The organism is Vibrio chagasii, from assembly GCA_041879415.1.
Classification (GTDB): domain Bacteria; phylum Pseudomonadota; class Gammaproteobacteria; order Enterobacterales; family Vibrionaceae; genus Vibrio.
In genome coordinates this window covers 2,241,371-2,259,162 of sequence record CP090851.1, presented here as the reverse complement: position 1 = coordinate 2,259,162, position 17,792 = coordinate 2,241,371, and the positions used below count along the sequence as shown (strand labels likewise).

The following is a 17,792-nucleotide window of genomic DNA, read 5'->3' as shown; positions in this document are numbered from 1 at the left end:
TCAATCATCGTGGCATAAGAGGGAACTATGAAAACAACAATCACAAAAGCCGTTGCAGTGGCAGCGATTGTCATGTCGTTAGCTGGGTGTGTAGGTAGTAACGCTGTGACTGGGAAATTAATGAAGTTTAACGTCGAGGTAGTGGATAACCGTTACGCTCGTGCGGGCGTCAACTTCTTGCTTGCTCCGGTTTACGCACTGACTACTGCAGCCGATTATATTGTATTTAACTCGATTGAATTCTGGGCGGGTAAAAACCCACTTACTGGTGCGCCTCACATCTTCGATAGCAAAGTCGATACCATGATCGATGTGAATGACAGCCTAGACGATTCACTAAAAGAAGCACCACTTGGCTTCAACAATCGCCAGATTGAATGGGGTGAAATGCAGCAAATCGATGAAAACACGATTCGCATGGACATCACTTACAACGATGGTCAGAAAGCAGTATTGCTGGGTGTTCGCGATGGCGATAAGGTCAGCTACTACATGGATGGCACACTAGTATCTGAAACCTCTATCCAGGCTCTAGAGCAGTTAGCCGCAGAGAAAGTGTAACGTCTTTCATTATCTATAGATAAAAGAAAAGCCGCTGGATTTAACCCCAGCGGCTTCGAATTTTCTAGCATCTAGATTAGTTGTTGCTGTGTAGCTCGCTGTTTAGTTCAACAGCAGACTTGTTCGCTAGACACTCAATTTGACCAGTGATTGAGTTGCGACGGAACAGCAGATCAGAAACACCAGCTAGGTCGCGAGCTTTAATGATTTCTACTTCGTTGCCTTCTTTATCTAGCATGCGAACTTTCGTACCAGCCGTTACATATAGACCAGACTCAACAGTACAACGGTCGCCCATTGGGAAACCAAGACCCGCGTTTGCGCCTAGCAGGCAGTTTTCGCCGATAGAGATAACCATAGTACCGCCACCAGACAGAGTACCCATAATAGAAGCGCCGCCGCCGATGTCTGAACCGTTACCTACAACAACACCTGCAGAGATACGACCTTCAACCATGCTTACGCCTGTTGTGCCCGCGTTGAAGTTGATGAAACCTTCGTGCATAACTGTTGTACCTTCACCCACATGTGCGCCAAGACGAACACGAGAAGTGTCAGCAATACGAATACCTGTTGGCACCACGTAATCAACCATTTTAGGGAATTTGTCTACGCAATCTACAGACAGATTACGGCCTGCAAGGCGAGCTTCGATTTGACGCTCAGCCAGTTCAGGAAGGTCGATTGGACCTTCGTTTGTCCATGCGATGTTGTGCAGTAGACCGAAGATGCCGTCTAGTACTGTACCGTGTGGTTGAACTAGGCGGTTAGAGATTAGTTGCAGTTTTAGGAAGCCTTCAGCAACAGATGCTGGCTTCTCGTCAGTCGCAAGAACAACAAGAACAAGTGGCTGTTCAGATGCTGCTGCTTTTTCTGCGAAAGATGCGTTTGCTGCATCGTCGTTTGCTGCGAATGCTTTCGCTAGTTCTGCGCTTTTTGCAGCAGAGATTTCGATAGCTTGGTTGCCTTCAGTGTAACCTGCTACTTCACCAACAGCCGCTACTAGAGCGTCGCTTGGGTTTAGAAGTGGGCTAGGGAAGAACGCTTCAATGATTTTATTGTCGCGGTTTTTGGTTGCCGTACCGAAGGCTAGTGAAAAGAAAGCCATGTTGAATCTCCATGTGTTGAGTCTTGATTTTGCTATTTCATAACAGCGGTTCGAATAACCAGCGCTGTTGTTAGCAAAGTTAATTTAATTGCGTTCATCATAAAGAGAGCGCCCTCGTTATGAAAGAGCGCATCGGGATAAAGTCTGTAAAATGATATTGCTTGTCTTTTGAGAGATATTTTTCTGCAATGAGAAAACGTTGCAGATCAATACATATTGGCGGATATATGAGTCAATATTCCCCTTGAGTGAGCATTTAAACAAACAGTGCTTTATGAGCTTGCTCGATCCCTTCAATCAACATCTGCATACCGATAACTGCCAGTATCAAACCCATCATTCGAGTAATCACGTTCAGTGCGCTTGGCCCTACCGCTTTCACGAAGCGCTCACCAAACACAAACAACACGTAAGTTAAGGTACACAACAGACCAAACGCGATGATGGTGATGACGGTTTCATAGATGCCCTCGGTGCTGGCAAAGTTCATCGCGGTGGCAATTGTCCCCGGACCTGCCAGTATCGGCATGGCCAGTGGTGATACTGCGATACTTAGCGCCGCGTCTTGTTGGGCATCTGAGTTAACCTTCTCTTTCGCCTTCGAGTGTGTCGATTCACCTTGTAGCATGTGAAAGCCAATCAAGAAGACCAAAATACCGCCTGTGATGCGCAGGGCATAAAGCGTGATACCAAAAAGGTCGAAGATCAGCTTGCCTGAAATGGCAAACGTACTGACGATGATGAATGCGATAAACACTGAGCGAAACGCGATTGACTTAACTGTCTCCCTGTCGTTGTCGCCTGTTAAACCAAGAAAGATTGGCGTGTTAGCGATAGGGTTCATGATGGCGAAAAAGCCCATGAACACTGTGATGGTATGAATGATGAGCTCTTTCATATTATTCCTTTAAAAAGATGCAGTTAAATACACATATTGAATAAGAATAGATACTAGAGCAAGTGTGAATAAAAAACAGCCAGCATAGGGCTGGCTGTATAGTTTTAGTGATGGGAGTAGAGTTTTAATTGTGTGTTGGTGTCGATTTTTCAACTAACGCCTCGGCTTGAGTCGCTAAATGCTGACAGTCACTTCTCTCATTATGCGTTTTGAGATTCGCTTACCGCGACAGCCAGTGCAACCGTAGCACCGACCATTGGGTTGTTACCCATGCCGATGAAGCCCATCATAGCAACGTGAGCAGGAACTGAAGAGCTGCCTGCAAACTGAGCGTCTGCGTGCATTCTGCCCATGGTGTCTGTCATGCCGTAAGACGCAGGGCCTGCCGCTACATTGTCTGGGTGTAGAGTTCGACCTGTACCACCGCCTGAAGCCACAGAGAAGTAAGGTAGACCTTGGCGAGTTCGCTCTGCTTTGTAGATACCTGCAACAGGGTGTTGGAAGCGCGTTGGGTTGGTAGAATTACCCGTAATGCTCACATCTACCTCTTCTCTGTGCATGATTGCCACACCTTCACGAACATCATCGGCGCCGTAGCATAGGATCTCGCCACGAGGGCCCTGTGAGAAGCGGCGACGTTCTGTTTCAACGAGTTCACCGGTTTGGTAGTCGTATTGAGTGCGCACGTAAGTGAAGCCATTGATGCGTGAGATTAAGTACGCCGCATCTTTACCTAAACCATTTAGGATAACTTTTAATGGATTTTTACGTGATTTATTGACGTTTAGTGCGATTTTAATTGCGCCCTCAGCGGCAGCAAAAGACTCGTGACCAGCAAGAAAAGCAAAGCAGTGACTCTCTTCATTCAGAAGACGAGCAGCAAGCGCACCATGACCAATCCCTACTTGACGTTGCTCGGCAACACTACCGGGTTTTGTGAATGCTTGAAGGCCTTCACCGATGATGTTGGCTGCTTGTTCAGCGTTGCTTGCTTTGCGAAATAGTGCCATGGCTGTACCTAAAGTATATGCATCGGCTGCGCTTTCAAAAGCAATTGGTTGAGTGTCCATCACCAATGTTTTTGGGTCTACATTGTGTGCTTTACAGTATTGCTCAGCTTGCGCCAAAGAGTCGAAGTTCATTTCTGCCAAAGCGCGAGTTACTGATTCACTAAGTTGAGTGTTCATAATATCTTTCCTCTAAATTGGCAAAAATTACTGTTGGCGTGGGTTAATTGTGGTCACAGCTTCATCGAAGCGACCATAAGTCCCTGTAGCAAGGTCGGCCGCTTCATTGGCTGGCACACCTTGATTAATCGCCTTCATCATTTTTCCGAGGTTAAGATACTCGTAACCAATCACTTCGCTGTGGTCATCAAGTGCAAGCTTGGTTACGTAACCTTCTGCGAGTTCTAGGTAACGGACGCCCTTTGCTGCGGTTGAGTAGCTGGTACCAACTTGGCTGCGCTGGGTTTGACCTAAGTCTTCCAATGCAGCGCCGATTTCTAGGCCATCTTCAGAGAAAGCTGATTGAGTTCGACCGTAAACAAACTGCAGGAAGATTTCGCGCATCGCGACGTTAATCGCGTCACACACTAAGTCAGTATTGAGCGCTTCTAGAATAGTTTTTCCGGTAAGGATTTCAGCGGCCATCGCGGCAGATTGCGTCATGCCTGAGCAGCCGATAGTCTCGATGAGTGCTTCTTCGATGATGCCGTTTTTCACGTTAAGAGTCAGTTTTGCCGCACCTTGTTGTGGTGCACAAGTGCCAACACCGTGGCTTAAACCTGAGATAGCGATAACATCTTTTGGACTAACCATGGCGCCTTCAACTGGGATTGGAGCCGAGTTGTGAAGATCACCCCTTTGAATAGGGCACATGGATTGTATTTCTGAAGAGTAATGCATAATGTTTTCTCACTAATAAAGTCGTATTGACCTAGGGCGTTGAGAAAACAGGACGTGTTGGAAGAGGTGCGGCTAATTCACTACAGATCTTGAGTATCGATAATCCAAAGGAGCAATGGAACTTGGTCTTGATAGACTCAGCCCATTTCAAAATGGAGGAGTAGCGATACATCCAACAGTATTACCTGTTTTCGATTCTGTAGGAGTCATTAGCACGGTTCAAAAGAACGGGCGGTTGAAGCAAAAGCTTAGGTGGAACCCCATCACCTGATGGCTATAGATTAGATCTTTATCACACTTTTTTGCAAGCGAATGTTTAGAGCGATTTCGACTATAAACAAGCATCATTATATTTCGATAAGTATAAAAAAACGCCAATGACTGACTCTGATTAGAGGTGTCATTGGCGTTTTTTAGAAAGCTTCAGCTAATTAAGCTGCATCTTCTTCTGCGTCTTTAACCGCTTCAAGCTTCTTCGCTTTTTTCGGAGCTGGTTTACGCTTCGCACCTAATGCGTAAAGAACTTCTTCTTTGTTCTTAGCCAGGTACATTGCAAGTTCTTCTTGCTTGCCTTCATCTTCAACTAAATCGCTTTTGCCTAACAGTTCAAAAAGCTCATCAGCCATATCCAGCATTTTGTCGTATGCGTCAGCTTCGGCTTTAGAGGTAAAAGTCATTTTCTCTTCTCCGTTGCGTTCCACCACGTACTTGACGATAACAGCCATGGTTAATCCTCTAAGTTTGATAAATTTTACTGGCTTTTTATACAGTTTCTGAGGCTGAAAGTCCAGTTGGAGCCCGCACTATGCGGCCTCAATCTTGATGTGTCGCCCAGTCTTCACAATAACTCATGAAAGATTTCAGTAACGGGCTTTGGTATTTGTCTTTGTGGACCAGCATCCAGAATCGACGTTTCATATCGAGTGGCACATTAAGCGCTTTTACTCTACCTGAATCGATCGCCCTTTGAGCAGCTAAACGAGACAAACAGGCAAAGCCAAGACCGGCAGAAACAGAGTTGATGATCGCTTCTGTGGTGTTGAGCTCAAAAGACTCATACCAATGCTCGATGCGTGGTGCGACAGCGCGCAGGAAAAACTCACGGGTACCAGAACCTGACTCACGCAATATCCAATGGCTGTTTTCTAGATCTTGTAGTGCAATTTGCTCTTTTACTACCAGAGGGTGTTGATTACTAACGATAATACACATCTCATCGCTACTAAACTGGCTTGAGATTAACTCCGGGTGGAGTGTTTTTCCTTCAATTAACGCGATATCCAGTTCATAATCCACCAACTTTTGACAGATCAGGGCACTGTTTGAAATGAACAAGCTTTGGTCTTGGTGCTGAGTTTTTTCTCGAAAGCCAGACAAAATAAAAGGCGCAACCTGATTACCAATCGTGTCACTCGCACCAACCTTAAGATTGCCACTTAATGGCTGGTCGTCGCGGAACAGAACATCGATGCCGGCGGCCCGATGAAGAATCTCATCAGCTAAAGGAAGCAGCTTGTGCCCTTCTTGATTGAGAATTAATCGGTTGTTAACCCGGTCAAATAGAGAATGGCCTAGCTGCTTTTCCATTTCACCGAGTGCCATGCTAACCGCGGCTTTAGAGAGAAACAGAGCTTCCGATGCGGCGGTAAGTGTCGAATGCTGGGTAATGGTGACAAACACTTTTAGTTGTTTGATTGAGATATTAGCCATCAGGTTCCTAGTTTTACGCTGCTGGTGGAATTGGTTGTTCAGTATTGGTGAACGCTTGTTATATATAATTGGATATTACTTAACGAAGTGCAAGCGTATTATGGCTTCAACAAGCTGATGAGTTCACAAGTTTAGTGAATCAAGTTCAAGAGAGGCTCACATGATTCAACGTATTAAATATAGATTAACAGGAGCTCCAACACCCATGGCAGGGTTAGCACTAGCAATTGCAAGTTTAGGCTGGTGTTGGGATGGCGTTTTAGTCGCACAAGGTATTTTGCATACCCCAGGTTTAGTGCAATGGATCAGTGCTGGCATCGCGGCGGTATTACTTCTTGTTTTAGCTGTGAAGTTTCTGATTCATGGGCATCTATTGCGTGAAGATCTTGCTCACCCTGTAGTGGGTAGTGTGGTTCCAACATTTGCGATGGGCTGCATGGTGGTATCAGCATCTTTAGCGCCGATTTCTCAATTCTTACAAGAGGCGATGTGGCTAGCGGCGGTTGCTTTACATGTTGTGTTCTTAGTGAGCTTTTTGTACCACAGAGCAAAACAGTTTGAGATTCACCACATGGTGCCAAGCTGGTTCGTACCGCCAATCGGTATCATTGTGGCAGACGTTTCTTTCTCTGGTAATCCAGTTTTGGAGCCTGTAGCGAACGCGACTTTGGTATTCGGTTTATTGGTTTACGCAGTAATGCTACCAATGATGGTTTACCGTTTGATCTTCTCTCACGAAGTGCCAGATGCTGCAAAACCAACGATCGCGATTATGGCGGCACCTGCAAGCCTATCTTTAGCGGGTTATCTAACCGTGACAGCGAGCCCTTCGCCAGTGATCATTGGTCTACTATTTGGTATTGCGGTGTTGATGACGTTTATTATCTATGCAGCGTTCTTCAAACTACTTCGTTTACCATTTAGCCCTGGCTATGCAGCGTTTACTTTCCCAATCGTGATTGGTGCAACAGCCTTGTTTAAATTGGCTGCGTGGATGCAAGCACAAGGCATCGAGGCGCATTACATTAACCAAGTGTTTAACCTAGCTTATCTAGAACTGATTGTTGCAACCTTGGTAGTAGGTTATGTGGCTGTTCGTTACTACATGAACTACAAACCTCATCGTGTTTTGGGTGCGGTAGCCGGTAGATTGTAAAGGGCAATAGTTCAAAAGATAAACGGACCTTAAGCTTTCGGTATTTCATAAGCTTATATTCCTAATCCAAACTCAGCACTTATGCTAATCTGGCAGTATATTGTGGCAAGATTAGCGTGAGTGCACTTTTCCTCAACGTAGTTTACAGATCCCTTTCGCCATATCTGCATAGCTTCAATAGGACATTTCTAAGTGCTATTTTGAAGCATTTCAATTGAACTTATAACTGTGCTAATATCCAGTGTTTTTATTTTCTATTGGAGCAGTTACTTTGTCAAAACAACGATTACTAGTTGACCTATTCTCCGGATGTGGGGGGTTATCACACGGCTTTGAGCAAGCCGGTTTTGAGTGTGTTGTCGGTGTGGATATTGATGCTCCAGCTTTGAAAACTTTTGCTCACAATCACCCCCATGCAACCCCAATGCAATTAGACCTTTCTGACTCACAGAGCATTGATGCCATTGTTCAAGAGCTTAATGGTCGTGAGGTTGAGGTTATTGTTGCAGGGCCGCCGTGTCAGGGTTTTTCTTTAACAGGAACTCGAAATGAAAATGATAAACGAAACAAACTCTTTTATTCTGTTTTTCAATTAGCAGAGCGCATTAAACCAAAATACATTGTAATTGAGAACGTGCCAGGCATTGCTAACCTATACGAAGGGCGTGCTCGAACAGCAATTTTGGCTGAGTTTGCTCGTTTAGGTTATTCAAACTCAGAAAAATTGATGTATGCGCCAGACTACGGTATTCCTCAGATTCGCAAACGAATGTTTTTTGTCGGTATCAGAAATGGCGAGCGATTTGTTTTCCCTGAAGCATCGCATAAACCAGAGAACTATGTTACCTGCGAACAAGCAATAAGCGACTTGCCAACTTTAGAGCATGAGCTTGGGAAAGAAGAGTCTGACTACATTATGACTCCCCAAAGCGAGTATCAATCGCTGATGCGTAAAAACGCTACTCGACTATTTAACCATGTAGGTACTCGTCATACTGAACTTGTTGTTTCTGTCATTCGTCAAGTACCAGAGGGTGGAAACCATAAAGATTTACCGCCAGGCGTAGGTGATTCTCGTAAGTTCAATGAAGCCTGGACTCGTTATCATAGCCAAAAGCCATCTAAGACAATTGATACTGGCCATCGCAACCACTTTCACTACAAGTGGGATCGTGTACCTAGTGCACGTGAAAATGCTCGTCTGCAGTCTTTTCCTGATGATTTTCAGTTTGTTGGGCCAAAGACACAACAATACAAGCAAATTGGTAATGCTGTTCCACCGCTACTAGGCCTAGCGATCGGTAATCAAATTCTTAAGTTGGAAAAGTAATAATGCTCAATACTATAGACCTGTTTGCTGGTTGTGGTGGCTTAACGGATGGCTTTAAACAGTCTGGAGAGTTTAAGCTATTAGCTGGAGTTGAGTGGGATAAACATGCAATTCATACTCTACGCCAACGCCTATCTATGCGTTGGAACTATAGTGAATCCGCTTCTTCAATGCTCCATTTTGATATCCAAAGAACAGATGAATTGCTTTTGGGATATAAAAATGATCCAGAATATGGCAGTTCAGTGGGGTTACATAAGCTAGTTGATAGCAATAATGTTGATGCTGTTATTGGTGGACCACCATGCCAAGCTTATTCTATTGCTGGTCGCATTCGTGATGAAAATGGTATGCATGATGATTACCGAAACTTTTTATTTGAGTCATACATGAAAGTAGTTGCTCACTTTCAGCCGAAAGCGTGTATTTTTGAAAATGTTCAAGGGATGTTAAGTGCAGCCCCCGGTGGTGTGTCAATTGTCGAACGAGTCACAAAAGCTTTTAATGATGCGGGATATTATATTTCAACTAATTTGAAGCGTGATGCCCTATTTGATACATCTGAATTTGGAGTCCCTCAAAAAAGATTGCGTGTGATTATCGTAGCTCTAAAAAAGGAAGCCTTTTCTGATTGTGAGAACAAAGTTAAAGAATTCTATAGAAATCTAAACTCATATAAAGTTGATCGCAAGGTGACGGTTAATGACGCTATAGGTGATTTACCTAAGATATTCCCAATAGAAAATGCAGTAGATCGAACATCACATAAAATAGAAAAATCTAAGCAAAATCCATTAAATCATGATCCTCGTTTTCATAATGCACGTGATATCGAGATATTTAACCTGTTAGCTGAAGATATTCAAAGTGGGCGCAATGAATATGTTCATAGCGATGCGCTTAAAAAACTGTATACAGAAAAAACAGGTAAATCTTCTTCTGTACACAAGTATCATGTGTTGCGACCAAACTTGCCGAGTAATACGATACCAGCACATCTCTATAAAGATGGGTTAAGGCATATTCATCCGGACCCAGAACAATCTAGAAGCATTACGGTGCGAGAGGCAGCCAGACTACAAACTTTTGAAGATGATTTTGAGTTTTGTGCGGCTCAAGGAGCAAACTATAAGATGATTGGCAATGCTGTGCCACCGAAGTTCGCAAAACTAATTGCAATGACATTGTCAAAGATAATCAATGAGGATAGCTAATGTCTATATCGGTAGTCGTAATTAGGATTAATGATAATGAAAGGGGAATAAGGAATGGTGAACCTAATAAAGCAGGCCCCTTTTGTTTAATAAAAAAAGAGGCTTTAGAGGTTGATGGCTTTAATCCTGAATCCGATACGATACCGTTGTATTACAATGGTATCTACAAAAATACGGTTACTTATAAAAGACCTGAAAGTAAAACTGAAAGGAGACTTTCACTATCTAGTATTAGAGAAGAGCTTAACCATGTTCCTCATGGCTCAGTGTTTTGTTTTTACATTTATACTGATGAAACTAATGGATTAGGAATCAACATCGAACCTGTAAGTGATGAATCGGTATATGCCTCACTATTGAAGGCGCATGGGCATCAATATAATGATAAAAAAACAGGTCAAAAAGTCAGAAGTTATGTCGTTACAACAGCGTATATTGACCCAGAAGTTTCCTCAGAAGAGACTCTTCCATCACCTGCTTTAGTTTTACCTAAGCCCTTCCTGCTTCTTGCAGGTATTTCTGGTACTGGTAAGACTCGCTTTGTTCGTAAACAAGCAGAGACGACAGGCTCTTTAAATGAAACCTACTGCCTCACTTCAGTGCGTCCTGATTGGCATGAGCCAAGTGATCTACTAGGGTATGTTTCGCGTCTATCAAAAGAGGGACAGGCCGAGTATATTACAACCGATGTGCTGCAGTTTATCGCAAAAGCTTGGCGTGGAATATTTGATAGCGGTTTAGAAATCGGTGTGGAGATGAGCGCAGATCTTGGCGAGCGTTTGGTAGTTACGGGGGATGCTCAAACTCAACAACAAGTACGACCTTATTGGCTCTGTTTAGATGAAATGAACCTTGCCCCTGTCGAGCAATACTTCGCTGATTATCTATCAGTGCTAGAGACAAGAAGTTGGCATTGGGACAACGATCGCTTTACATATTCATGTGACCCATTACTGAAGCCATTAACTTTGAGACTTATTGATGAAAATGGTGAGCTGGATGAAATATACGATAGAAAGTTGCGTGCAAGTTTAGGCTTTGATGATGCTAAATATGATGAGCTGTGGCAGCTGTTCTGTCAGTATGGCCTGGGGATTCCATTTAACTTGGTTGTTGCCGGTACGGTTAATATGGATGAAACGACCCATGGCTTCTCTCGTAAGGTCATTGATCGTGCATTGAGCGTCGACTTTGGTGAGTTTTTTCCTAATGATATCGATCAATTTTTTGAGCCGAAGCAACAGCCACTTGCTTTGAGCTATCCAACCTATAGCCAAGCAAATCAGGAACAGTTTTCTCAAATTGATGCAGATCCTACCATTGACAAAACGAAAGAGTTTTTTGTGTCAGTAAATGCTGTCTTGAAAGGTACAGCATTTGAGTTAGCTTATCGTGCATTTAATGAGCTTTGTTTGTCAGTCATCAGCTTTTCTCCAAAGGATGAAGAGCAACTTGCTGCTGTTTTTGATGACTTTCTAATGTGCAAGATATTGCCTCGCATTGAAGGCGATGAAGACAAGTTGACTATGGTGGATGGCGGCGCACTTTTAGAACAATTAGTAGAAGTACTATCAAATCAAAATACCTTAAAAGCTATTTGGGATAGTGAACGTACAGATTTGTTCCGTCAGAGTATTGAAAATAAAGAGACACCAATCAAGGTAGGTTGCCGTTCGAAGATTAAGCTTGAGCATATGCAGTTGAAGTTGCATTCGGGCTTCACCTCATTCTGGCCATAGTATGGTAATAGGGAAGCGGTAAGAAATGGTGAAACCAAAACGTGTGACTATCAAAGCTATACATAAGCACTTTATTGTTTATGTTACATGCGATGATATTGATAACCCGTTAAATAAACTAAAACATACTTACAGTCAGCGAGGTGAGCAATTACCCTCTGATGATGCAGTTCAAATTCTTGTTGATGGAGTTGCGGCTGCATTCGATGATGAGTGTGCTTCGCCTATTATTACGCCTTTCTTTTTTGAAAACCGGCAATATTGGTTTGATATTGAGTTTTCAAGCTCAGTCTCTAGAGGTACGGCAGTAGTTAACCATAAACATCGTCAAATTGAAGAGGCATTTCGCTTAACTCGAAACGGTGATGGATTACAAGCTGCTGTTAACTTTGGCAACGATGTTGGTAACTGCCACTTTAATATAGAGTATCAAGTTGATGATACACTATGCAGCGCTGAAGTTTGCTTTAATATCTTTGCTACAAAAATGGTCATAGCCCAAGACCTTGTTTTGATTAATCGAACTATTGATGATATTTACCCTCTTTGGCGCTATAGCTTAAGTAGCAAAACAAGTCAGCAAGTGAGCCAATCACGCCGCAGTAATGAAACGTTTGAATTGTTCTGGCTTGCTCAATTTCAACGTTTGGTTGAAGAGTTGCAAAGTGGTGTGAAGCAGGTAATTAACTCACCTCATAATCGACTTCAACCTTTCTCCAAGAATCAAAGGTTAGATCGGGTCAATAAACGATTAAATCAAAAGCAGGCAGAAAAATCTCAACAGTTAATCCAAACTGGGGTAGCTAACTCACGGCTCTCTATTAGCTATAAAAAGCTGCATATTAATACTGCTGAAAATCGTTTTATAAAAATGGTGGTTACGAAGGTTGCGAATAACTTAAATCATTTGATTTCGACAATTACCCTCACAGACAAATCTCAATTGTCAGGCTCTTTTGTGCAGAAGATGGAAATATGGCGGTCTGCGTTTAACAAAATGTGTAAACATCAGCTTTGGCGAGAGGTAGGCAATTTTAAAGGACAAGGTGGTGAGTCTAAGGTATTACAGCAGGGTACTGGTTATGCAAAAGTTAATAAAGCGTGGCAACAATTAAAATACTATTTAAATGGTGTTCATAATCAAGTAGATATGTCAGTCAAGTCAATGGCAGAGCTCTATGAGATTTGGTGCTTTGTCGAGGTGATGGCAGTTATTGAAAGCCTTGGTTTTAAGGAGCAAAAGAGAGATCTGGCTGAATTAAAGCAAGTGCGATTTGAAAAGCAATTTAAAAAGGATGGAATGGCCGCTGCATTTGAGTTTAGGCGAGATGATGGCGTTATAATCAAATTAGCTCATGAACCGACCTTTTCACCTAAAGGTATGAAAGAACGTACTTGGATAGCGAATCAGCGACCTGACATCGTGCTACAAGTGACTCTTGAAAATGAGGAGTCCTTCTTTATTTTATTTGATGCTAAATACAGAATTGATAATCACCAAATAAAAGTGAATAGCGAAAAATTCGATGCTGTCCCTGAAGATGCGATTAATCAAATGCACCGCTATCGTGATGCAATCATACATCAACAAAAAATAGATAATGAAAATCCGATTAAGAGCCGGCCCGTTATGGGAGCCTTTGCCTTATATCCTGGCTTTTGCGACCAAGAATCTACTCAGAACCCTTACGAAGATGCGATTGAACAAATAGGTATTGGCGCATTTGCGCTACTACCAAGTTCAGAGAGTCAACCTAGCCATAATATATGGCTGACGAATTACTTACAGAAAAAGCTCGGGGTGAATATTATGAATCGCTCTAAGCTTAGTAATGACTATTATTTTGTTGATGATTCGACTCGAATTGCACCTTATGGAAGCTATAGTACTCGTTATCAAGACCTGACGATGATAGCTCCATTAAATGAAATCGGTCGTGATGATGCTTACTTGAATCTTGCTCGGAGTGGTAAGCTTAAAGGGTATCATACACAGCTATTAGCGACCAATCGCCAAAATGTGCACCGTAATATTGTTCGTGAAGTGCGCTATTTATTGATTACTGTTCGTGACAAGGTGACCGATAGTAGTCAATTTTCAAAGTATCTATATCGTGTAGCTAATGTGAAGTTGTTACCACGAAGTAAAATAAGCCAACAGTTTACAGGCAAAGATAGTCAACAAGATGCTCTATATTGGCTTTTTGAGTTTACAGGTGAGCCTATCATATTGAATACGCCAATAGAGAAGCCTTACCAAGAGCACTTTAGGTTTAAGTTAACTAAAGCTGAATTACTGCGTCAATTGCATCATTGGGATGACATAAAGGGTGATTATCAGCTTTATGCTGGCTTAGACAATGCTTGGTAATTGTTAATTGCAGCTACTTATACTGGATTTTTTTCGTTCAAATAAAATCCAACTTGGCGGCATAACGGTTAGTAGCTAACCGGATTTTAGTTTGACTACCAATAGAGTAAGTTTTTGGCATTTCATAAGCTTATATTCCTAATCTAAAGTAGGCACTTATGCTAATCTGGCAGTATATTGTGGCAAGATTAGCGTGGGTGCACTCTGTTTACTGTTTATCATTCAAATAAAGTTGATACTTTAAAAATTCTTCTCGTTCACTTGATCAAAAGTGACCCTTTAGCCAACCCTTTCGAAAAAGAGCAGATCTTGGTTCAGAGCCCAGGTATGTCTCAATGGCTTAAGATGGAACTCGCCAAAGAGTTTGGTGTAGCAGCAAATATTGATTTTCCTCTTCCAGCAACCTTCATTTGGGATATGTTCACCCAAGTGCTTCCTGACGTACCTAAACGTAGTGCTTTTAATAAAGAAGCGATGACGTGGAAGCTAATGAGTTTGCTGCCCGCGAAACTTGACCACCCTGATTTCTTACCGCTACAGCGCTATCTCGAAAATGATGAAGACGGCTCTAAGTTGTATCAATTAGCCGAGAAAATTGCCGATATCTTCGATGGCTACTTGGTATATCGCCCTGAGTGGATGGCGATGTGGGAAGCGGGAGAGCCCGTTGCAGAATTGATTGATAGTGAAGGGCAACAAGAGCACCCTTGGCAGCCAATTTTGTGGAAGGCACTCTACGAGCAAACACTGTCTCAAGGTCAATCGAAATATCACCGTGGTAATTTGTATCACGACTTCATTGAAGCGTTATCTAATCAACAAGGGCAACTACAACACTTGCCTAAACGCCTATTTGTGTTTGGTATTTCGTCATTGCCTCCTCGCTACATGGATGCCTTGAAAGCGCTTGGCGAACAGATTGATGTTCACCTGATGTTTACTAACCCTTGCCAACATTACTGGGGCGACATCCGCGACCGTAAATATTTGGCAAGAGTTGAAGCGCAGCATCGCAAGCAGTTTGCTCTGGTTGATGGTTTGCCTCAGCTAGAAGGTAAAGTATCGCCATTGAAAGATGGTATTGAAGCCAATGTAGAAGATGAGCTGCATACCAACCAAGCGGTCGGTAATAGCTTGCTTGCGTCTATGGGTAAGCTAGGCAGAGACAATTTGTTCTTGCTGTCTCAATCAGACAGCGAAGAGCATGAATTCTTTATTGATGTCGAGAGAGACAGCCTGCTGCATCAACTGCAAGCCGATATTCTTGAGTTAGAAGAGCACCAAGACGATCACATCTTAGACTCTAGCAACCACAAACAAGTGGTTGAGCTAGGCGATCGGTCGTTGACAGTACATGCTTGTCACAGTCCAATGCGTGAAGTTGAAGTTCTTCATGATCAGCTGTTAGCAATGTTTGACGCTGACCCGACATTAAAACCACGCGACATCATCGTGATGGTGGCTGATATCAATGCCTACAGCCCTGCGATTCAGGCGGTATTTGGTAATGCTCCGGGTGAGCGTTATATCCCATACTCGATCTCGGATAGAACGGCAGACCAAGAGAGCCCGATTCTGACCGCGTTCATGCAGCTGGTCGCGCTACCGAACACGCGTTGTTTAGCGTCTGAGTTGTTAGAGCTACTGGAAATCCCAGCAATGATGGCACGCTTTGGTATTGATGAATTTCAATTTGAGCAAGCTAAGCAGTGGGTTGAAGAAGCAGGTATCCGTTGGGGTGTCGATTCTTCTACCGCAACCGAGTTTGATTTGCCTGCCACCGAGCAAAATACCTGGCTGTTTGGTATCCAGCGCATGCTACTGGGCTACGCGATGTCGGATTCCGCAGGTTTGTTTGAAACTGAACACTCTCCAATTGCAGCTTATAACGAAGTTCAAGGCATCAACGCCGAACTTGCTGGTAAGTTAGCGCACTTTATTGATCGTATTGCCCATTACCGTAAACGTCTTGCTAAGACGCAATCCATCGATATGTGGCGTGAAACCTTGCTGCAAATGATTGATGATTTCTTCGCCGTTGAGCTAGAAGGCGAGGTGGTGCTTAAGTCGATTCGTGATGCACTTTCTCAACTGAATGAACAGCTTGATGATGCTTTGTACGAACAAGAGCTATCGCCAAGCATCATCTATCAGTACTTGAATAATAAACTCTCAGGCGCGCGTATCAGTCAGCGTTTCTTAGCGGGGCAAGTGAACTTCTGTACCCTGATGCCGATGCGTTCTATCCCGTTCAAAACCGTTTGTCTTTTGGGCATGAATGATGGTGTTTACCCTCCCTCTAACCCTGTCGAGAGCTTTAATTTGTTAGAAGGCAGGGCTCGTCCCGGAGATCGATCTAGGAGAGAGGATAGCCGCTATTTATTCTTAGAGGCGATGTTGTCGGCGCAAGAGTGTTTGTACATCAGTTATGTCGGCCGCTCGATTCAAGATAATACTGAGCGAGTACCGTCGGTATTGGTTTCAGAGTTGATTGAGTACTGCCAGCAGAACTACTGCCTAAGTGAAGATCAAGCGCTACCAAGTGATGATTCTGGTATCAAGCTGACTCAAGCAATCAGCTTTGAGCACACCATGACCCCGTTCAGCCCGGCAGCTTTTACACAAGGTGATGAAAGTCATGTATTGAGCTACGCCAAAGAATGGCTTCCTGCGGCAAACCGTTCTGGTGAGCGCAGTGGTGAATTCAATCGCGCGTTGGATGACTACTTGCTTGGTGCTACTTATCCGTTAGAACTCGATTTGGTTGAGCTTCAGCGTTTCTGGCGCTTGCCAGTGCAATACTTCTTTAATCGTCGCTTAAAGGTAGTGTTCGAGCCACCACTTCCGGTAATGGAAGACGATGAGCCGTTCGTACTTAATGGATTGGAGAGCTTCCAGCTTAAGGATGCTTTGCTGCAAGTTCTGTTGGATAACCCTGAAGGGGCAGATGAAGCGGTTCGCTTGTTTGTTTCTGAACAAAAGGCACAAGGTCGCTTACCGGTTGGTGCTTTTGGTGATATCGAGTTTGAAACCAACCGTGTTCAAGCGGAAGATTTAGCCAAAGAGATTCGATTTGTAAGTGGGCAGCCACAGCAAGATCTCGAGGTAAATATTGAATTTGACGTGCTAGGCGAGGGTAAACCGGTTCGTTTGATGGGTTGGCTGACTCAAAATTATCAATCGGGTTTGGTACGCTTCCGTAGCGGTAAAATTCGTTCGCAAGACTACTTGGCTGCGTGGATTGATCACTTGTGTTGTGCGGTGATGGGGCATGGCAAAACAACTCATATAATTGGTTATGACAGAAAAGAGGGCGTGGTTCACCAAACGCTACAACCTATCGGCGATGCACTGCAGGCGAAGGGTTTATTGGCTGAGTTAGTACGACTGTTCTATCAAGGCATGACAGCACCATTGCCTTACTTCCCGAAAACCGCCCTGGCAGGCGTTGAAGCGGGCTTTAGCCGTGGTAAATGGGTCGATGATGAAGAGAAGTCGCTAAAGAAAATGGCCGATACTTTTAATGACAGCTTCGCTTTCACTGGCGAAGGGCGAGATACCTACATCTCACGTATTTGGCCTAAGTGGGATGATGTGCTGGCTGCTGAGTCACGTATGTATTCAACGCTTGTATTGCAGGCGGCAAGGTTGGCTGCTGCCGATCTGGAAGATCAGGAGTAAGTGGCTGTGATCGACAAGATCAGTAGCGTATGTGCTGACTTAATGAAAGACGAAATATAGTCGCTAGTAAGCATTTGGGATGCTTAGTTTCCAGGTGAAGAGAAGCAAGGTACAGGA

The 17,792-nt window shown here is 43.6% G+C and carries 13 protein-coding genes; 7 read left to right on the top strand and 6 right to left on the bottom strand.

Going from position 1 to position 17,792, the window contains the following annotated elements:
* Positions 1-27 precede the first annotated feature (27 nt).
* Positions 28-561 (top strand): DUF3332 domain-containing protein, encoded by a 534-nt coding sequence (locus L0991_10225; GenBank protein ID XGB61793.1) that lies wholly within the window; start codon positions 28-30, stop codon positions 559-561.
* Positions 562-637: 76 nt separating this feature from the next.
* Here L0991_10225 and dapD read toward each other — a convergent pair whose 3' ends face one another.
* From dapD to L0991_10195, 6 genes are all read right to left on the bottom strand, one after another.
* The gene (gene dapD / locus L0991_10220; GenBank protein XGB61792.1) at positions 638-1,669 is read right to left on the bottom strand and encodes a 2,3,4,5-tetrahydropyridine-2,6-dicarboxylate N-succinyltransferase; all 1,032 of its coding nucleotides are present in this window, start codon (positions 1,667-1,669) and stop codon (positions 638-640) included.
* Between the two features lie 256 nt (positions 1,670-1,925).
* Positions 1,926-2,567 carry a MarC family protein gene (locus L0991_10215; protein XGB61791.1) on the bottom strand — a complete coding sequence of 214 codons (642 nt, stop codon included), beginning with the start codon at positions 2,565-2,567 and terminating at the stop codon, positions 1,926-1,928.
* Between the two features lie 200 nt (positions 2,568-2,767).
* The gene (locus L0991_10210; GenBank protein ID XGB63884.1) at positions 2,768-3,757 is read right to left on the bottom strand and encodes a GGGtGRT protein; all 990 of its coding nucleotides are present in this window, start codon (positions 3,755-3,757) and stop codon (positions 2,768-2,770) included.
* 24 nt (positions 3,758-3,781) lie between these two features.
* Positions 3,782-4,474 (bottom strand): iron-sulfur cluster assembly scaffold protein, encoded by a 693-nt coding sequence (locus L0991_10205; protein XGB61790.1) that lies wholly within the window; start codon positions 4,472-4,474, stop codon positions 3,782-3,784.
* A gap of 431 nt (positions 4,475-4,905) precedes the next feature.
* Positions 4,906-5,199 (bottom strand): YebG family protein, encoded by a 294-nt coding sequence (locus L0991_10200; GenBank protein XGB61789.1) that lies wholly within the window; start codon positions 5,197-5,199, stop codon positions 4,906-4,908.
* Positions 5,200-5,287: 88 nt separating this feature from the next.
* The gene (locus tag L0991_10195; protein ID XGB61788.1) at positions 5,288-6,184 is read right to left on the bottom strand and encodes a LysR family transcriptional regulator; all 897 of its coding nucleotides are present in this window, start codon (positions 6,182-6,184) and stop codon (positions 5,288-5,290) included.
* Between the two features lie 205 nt (positions 6,185-6,389).
* On the opposite strand from L0991_10195, the gene L0991_10190 reads away from it, so the two are divergent.
* From L0991_10190 to recC, 6 genes are all read left to right on the top strand, one after another.
* Positions 6,390-7,340 carry a TDT family transporter gene (locus tag L0991_10190; GenBank protein ID XGB61787.1) on the top strand — a complete coding sequence of 317 codons (951 nt, stop codon included), beginning with the start codon at positions 6,390-6,392 and terminating at the stop codon, positions 7,338-7,340.
* A gap of 271 nt (positions 7,341-7,611) precedes the next feature.
* Positions 7,612-8,670, top strand: coding sequence for a DNA cytosine methyltransferase (locus L0991_10185; GenBank protein ID XGB61786.1), 1,059 nt, complete (start codon positions 7,612-7,614; stop codon positions 8,668-8,670).
* A gap of 2 nt (positions 8,671-8,672) precedes the next feature.
* Complete coding sequence (locus L0991_10180; GenBank protein XGB61785.1) at positions 8,673-9,884, top strand: DNA cytosine methyltransferase; 1,212 nt, start codon at positions 8,673-8,675, stop codon at positions 9,882-9,884.
* Positions 9,884-11,623, top strand: coding sequence for an ATP-binding protein (locus L0991_10175; protein XGB61784.1), 1,740 nt, complete (start codon positions 9,884-9,886; stop codon positions 11,621-11,623). The genes L0991_10180 and L0991_10175 overlap by 1 nt, the downstream gene beginning before the upstream one ends.
* Before the next feature lie 25 nt (positions 11,624-11,648).
* Entirely contained in the window at positions 11,649-13,994 is a 2,346-nt protein-coding gene (locus L0991_10170) for a restriction endonuclease-like protein (protein ID XGB61783.1), read from the top strand.
* A gap of 204 nt (positions 13,995-14,198) precedes the next feature.
* Positions 14,199-17,675: an exodeoxyribonuclease V subunit gamma gene (gene recC, locus L0991_10165; GenBank protein ID XGB63883.1), complete on the top strand. Its 3,477-nt coding sequence runs from the start codon at positions 14,199-14,201 to the stop codon at positions 17,673-17,675.
* The last annotated feature ends 117 nt before the right edge of the window (positions 17,676-17,792 follow it).

Coding starts and splice junctions, on each gene's coding strand:
- L0991_10200 (XGB61789.1), bottom strand. CDS start 5,199: ATGGCTGTTATCGTCAAGTACGTGGTGGAACGCAACGGAGAAGAGAAA.
- L0991_10175 (XGB61784.1), top strand. CDS start 9,884: ATGTCTATATCGGTAGTCGTAATTAGGATTAATGATAATGAAAGGGGA.
- L0991_10170 (XGB61783.1), top strand. CDS start 11,649: ATGGTGAAACCAAAACGTGTGACTATCAAAGCTATACATAAGCACTTT.
- L0991_10205 (XGB61790.1), bottom strand. CDS start 4,474: ATGCATTACTCTTCAGAAATACAATCCATGTGCCCTATTCAAAGGGGT.
- L0991_10180 (XGB61785.1), top strand. CDS start 8,673: ATGCTCAATACTATAGACCTGTTTGCTGGTTGTGGTGGCTTAACGGAT.
- L0991_10215 (XGB61791.1), bottom strand. CDS start 2,567: ATGAAAGAGCTCATCATTCATACCATCACAGTGTTCATGGGCTTTTTC.
- dapD (XGB61792.1), bottom strand. CDS start 1,669: ATGGCTTTCTTTTCACTAGCCTTCGGTACGGCAACCAAAAACCGCGAC.
- L0991_10190 (XGB61787.1), top strand. CDS start 6,390: ATGGCAGGGTTAGCACTAGCAATTGCAAGTTTAGGCTGGTGTTGGGAT.
- L0991_10195 (XGB61788.1), bottom strand. CDS start 6,184: ATGGCTAATATCTCAATCAAACAACTAAAAGTGTTTGTCACCATTACC.
- L0991_10225 (XGB61793.1), top strand. CDS start 28: ATGAAAACAACAATCACAAAAGCCGTTGCAGTGGCAGCGATTGTCATG.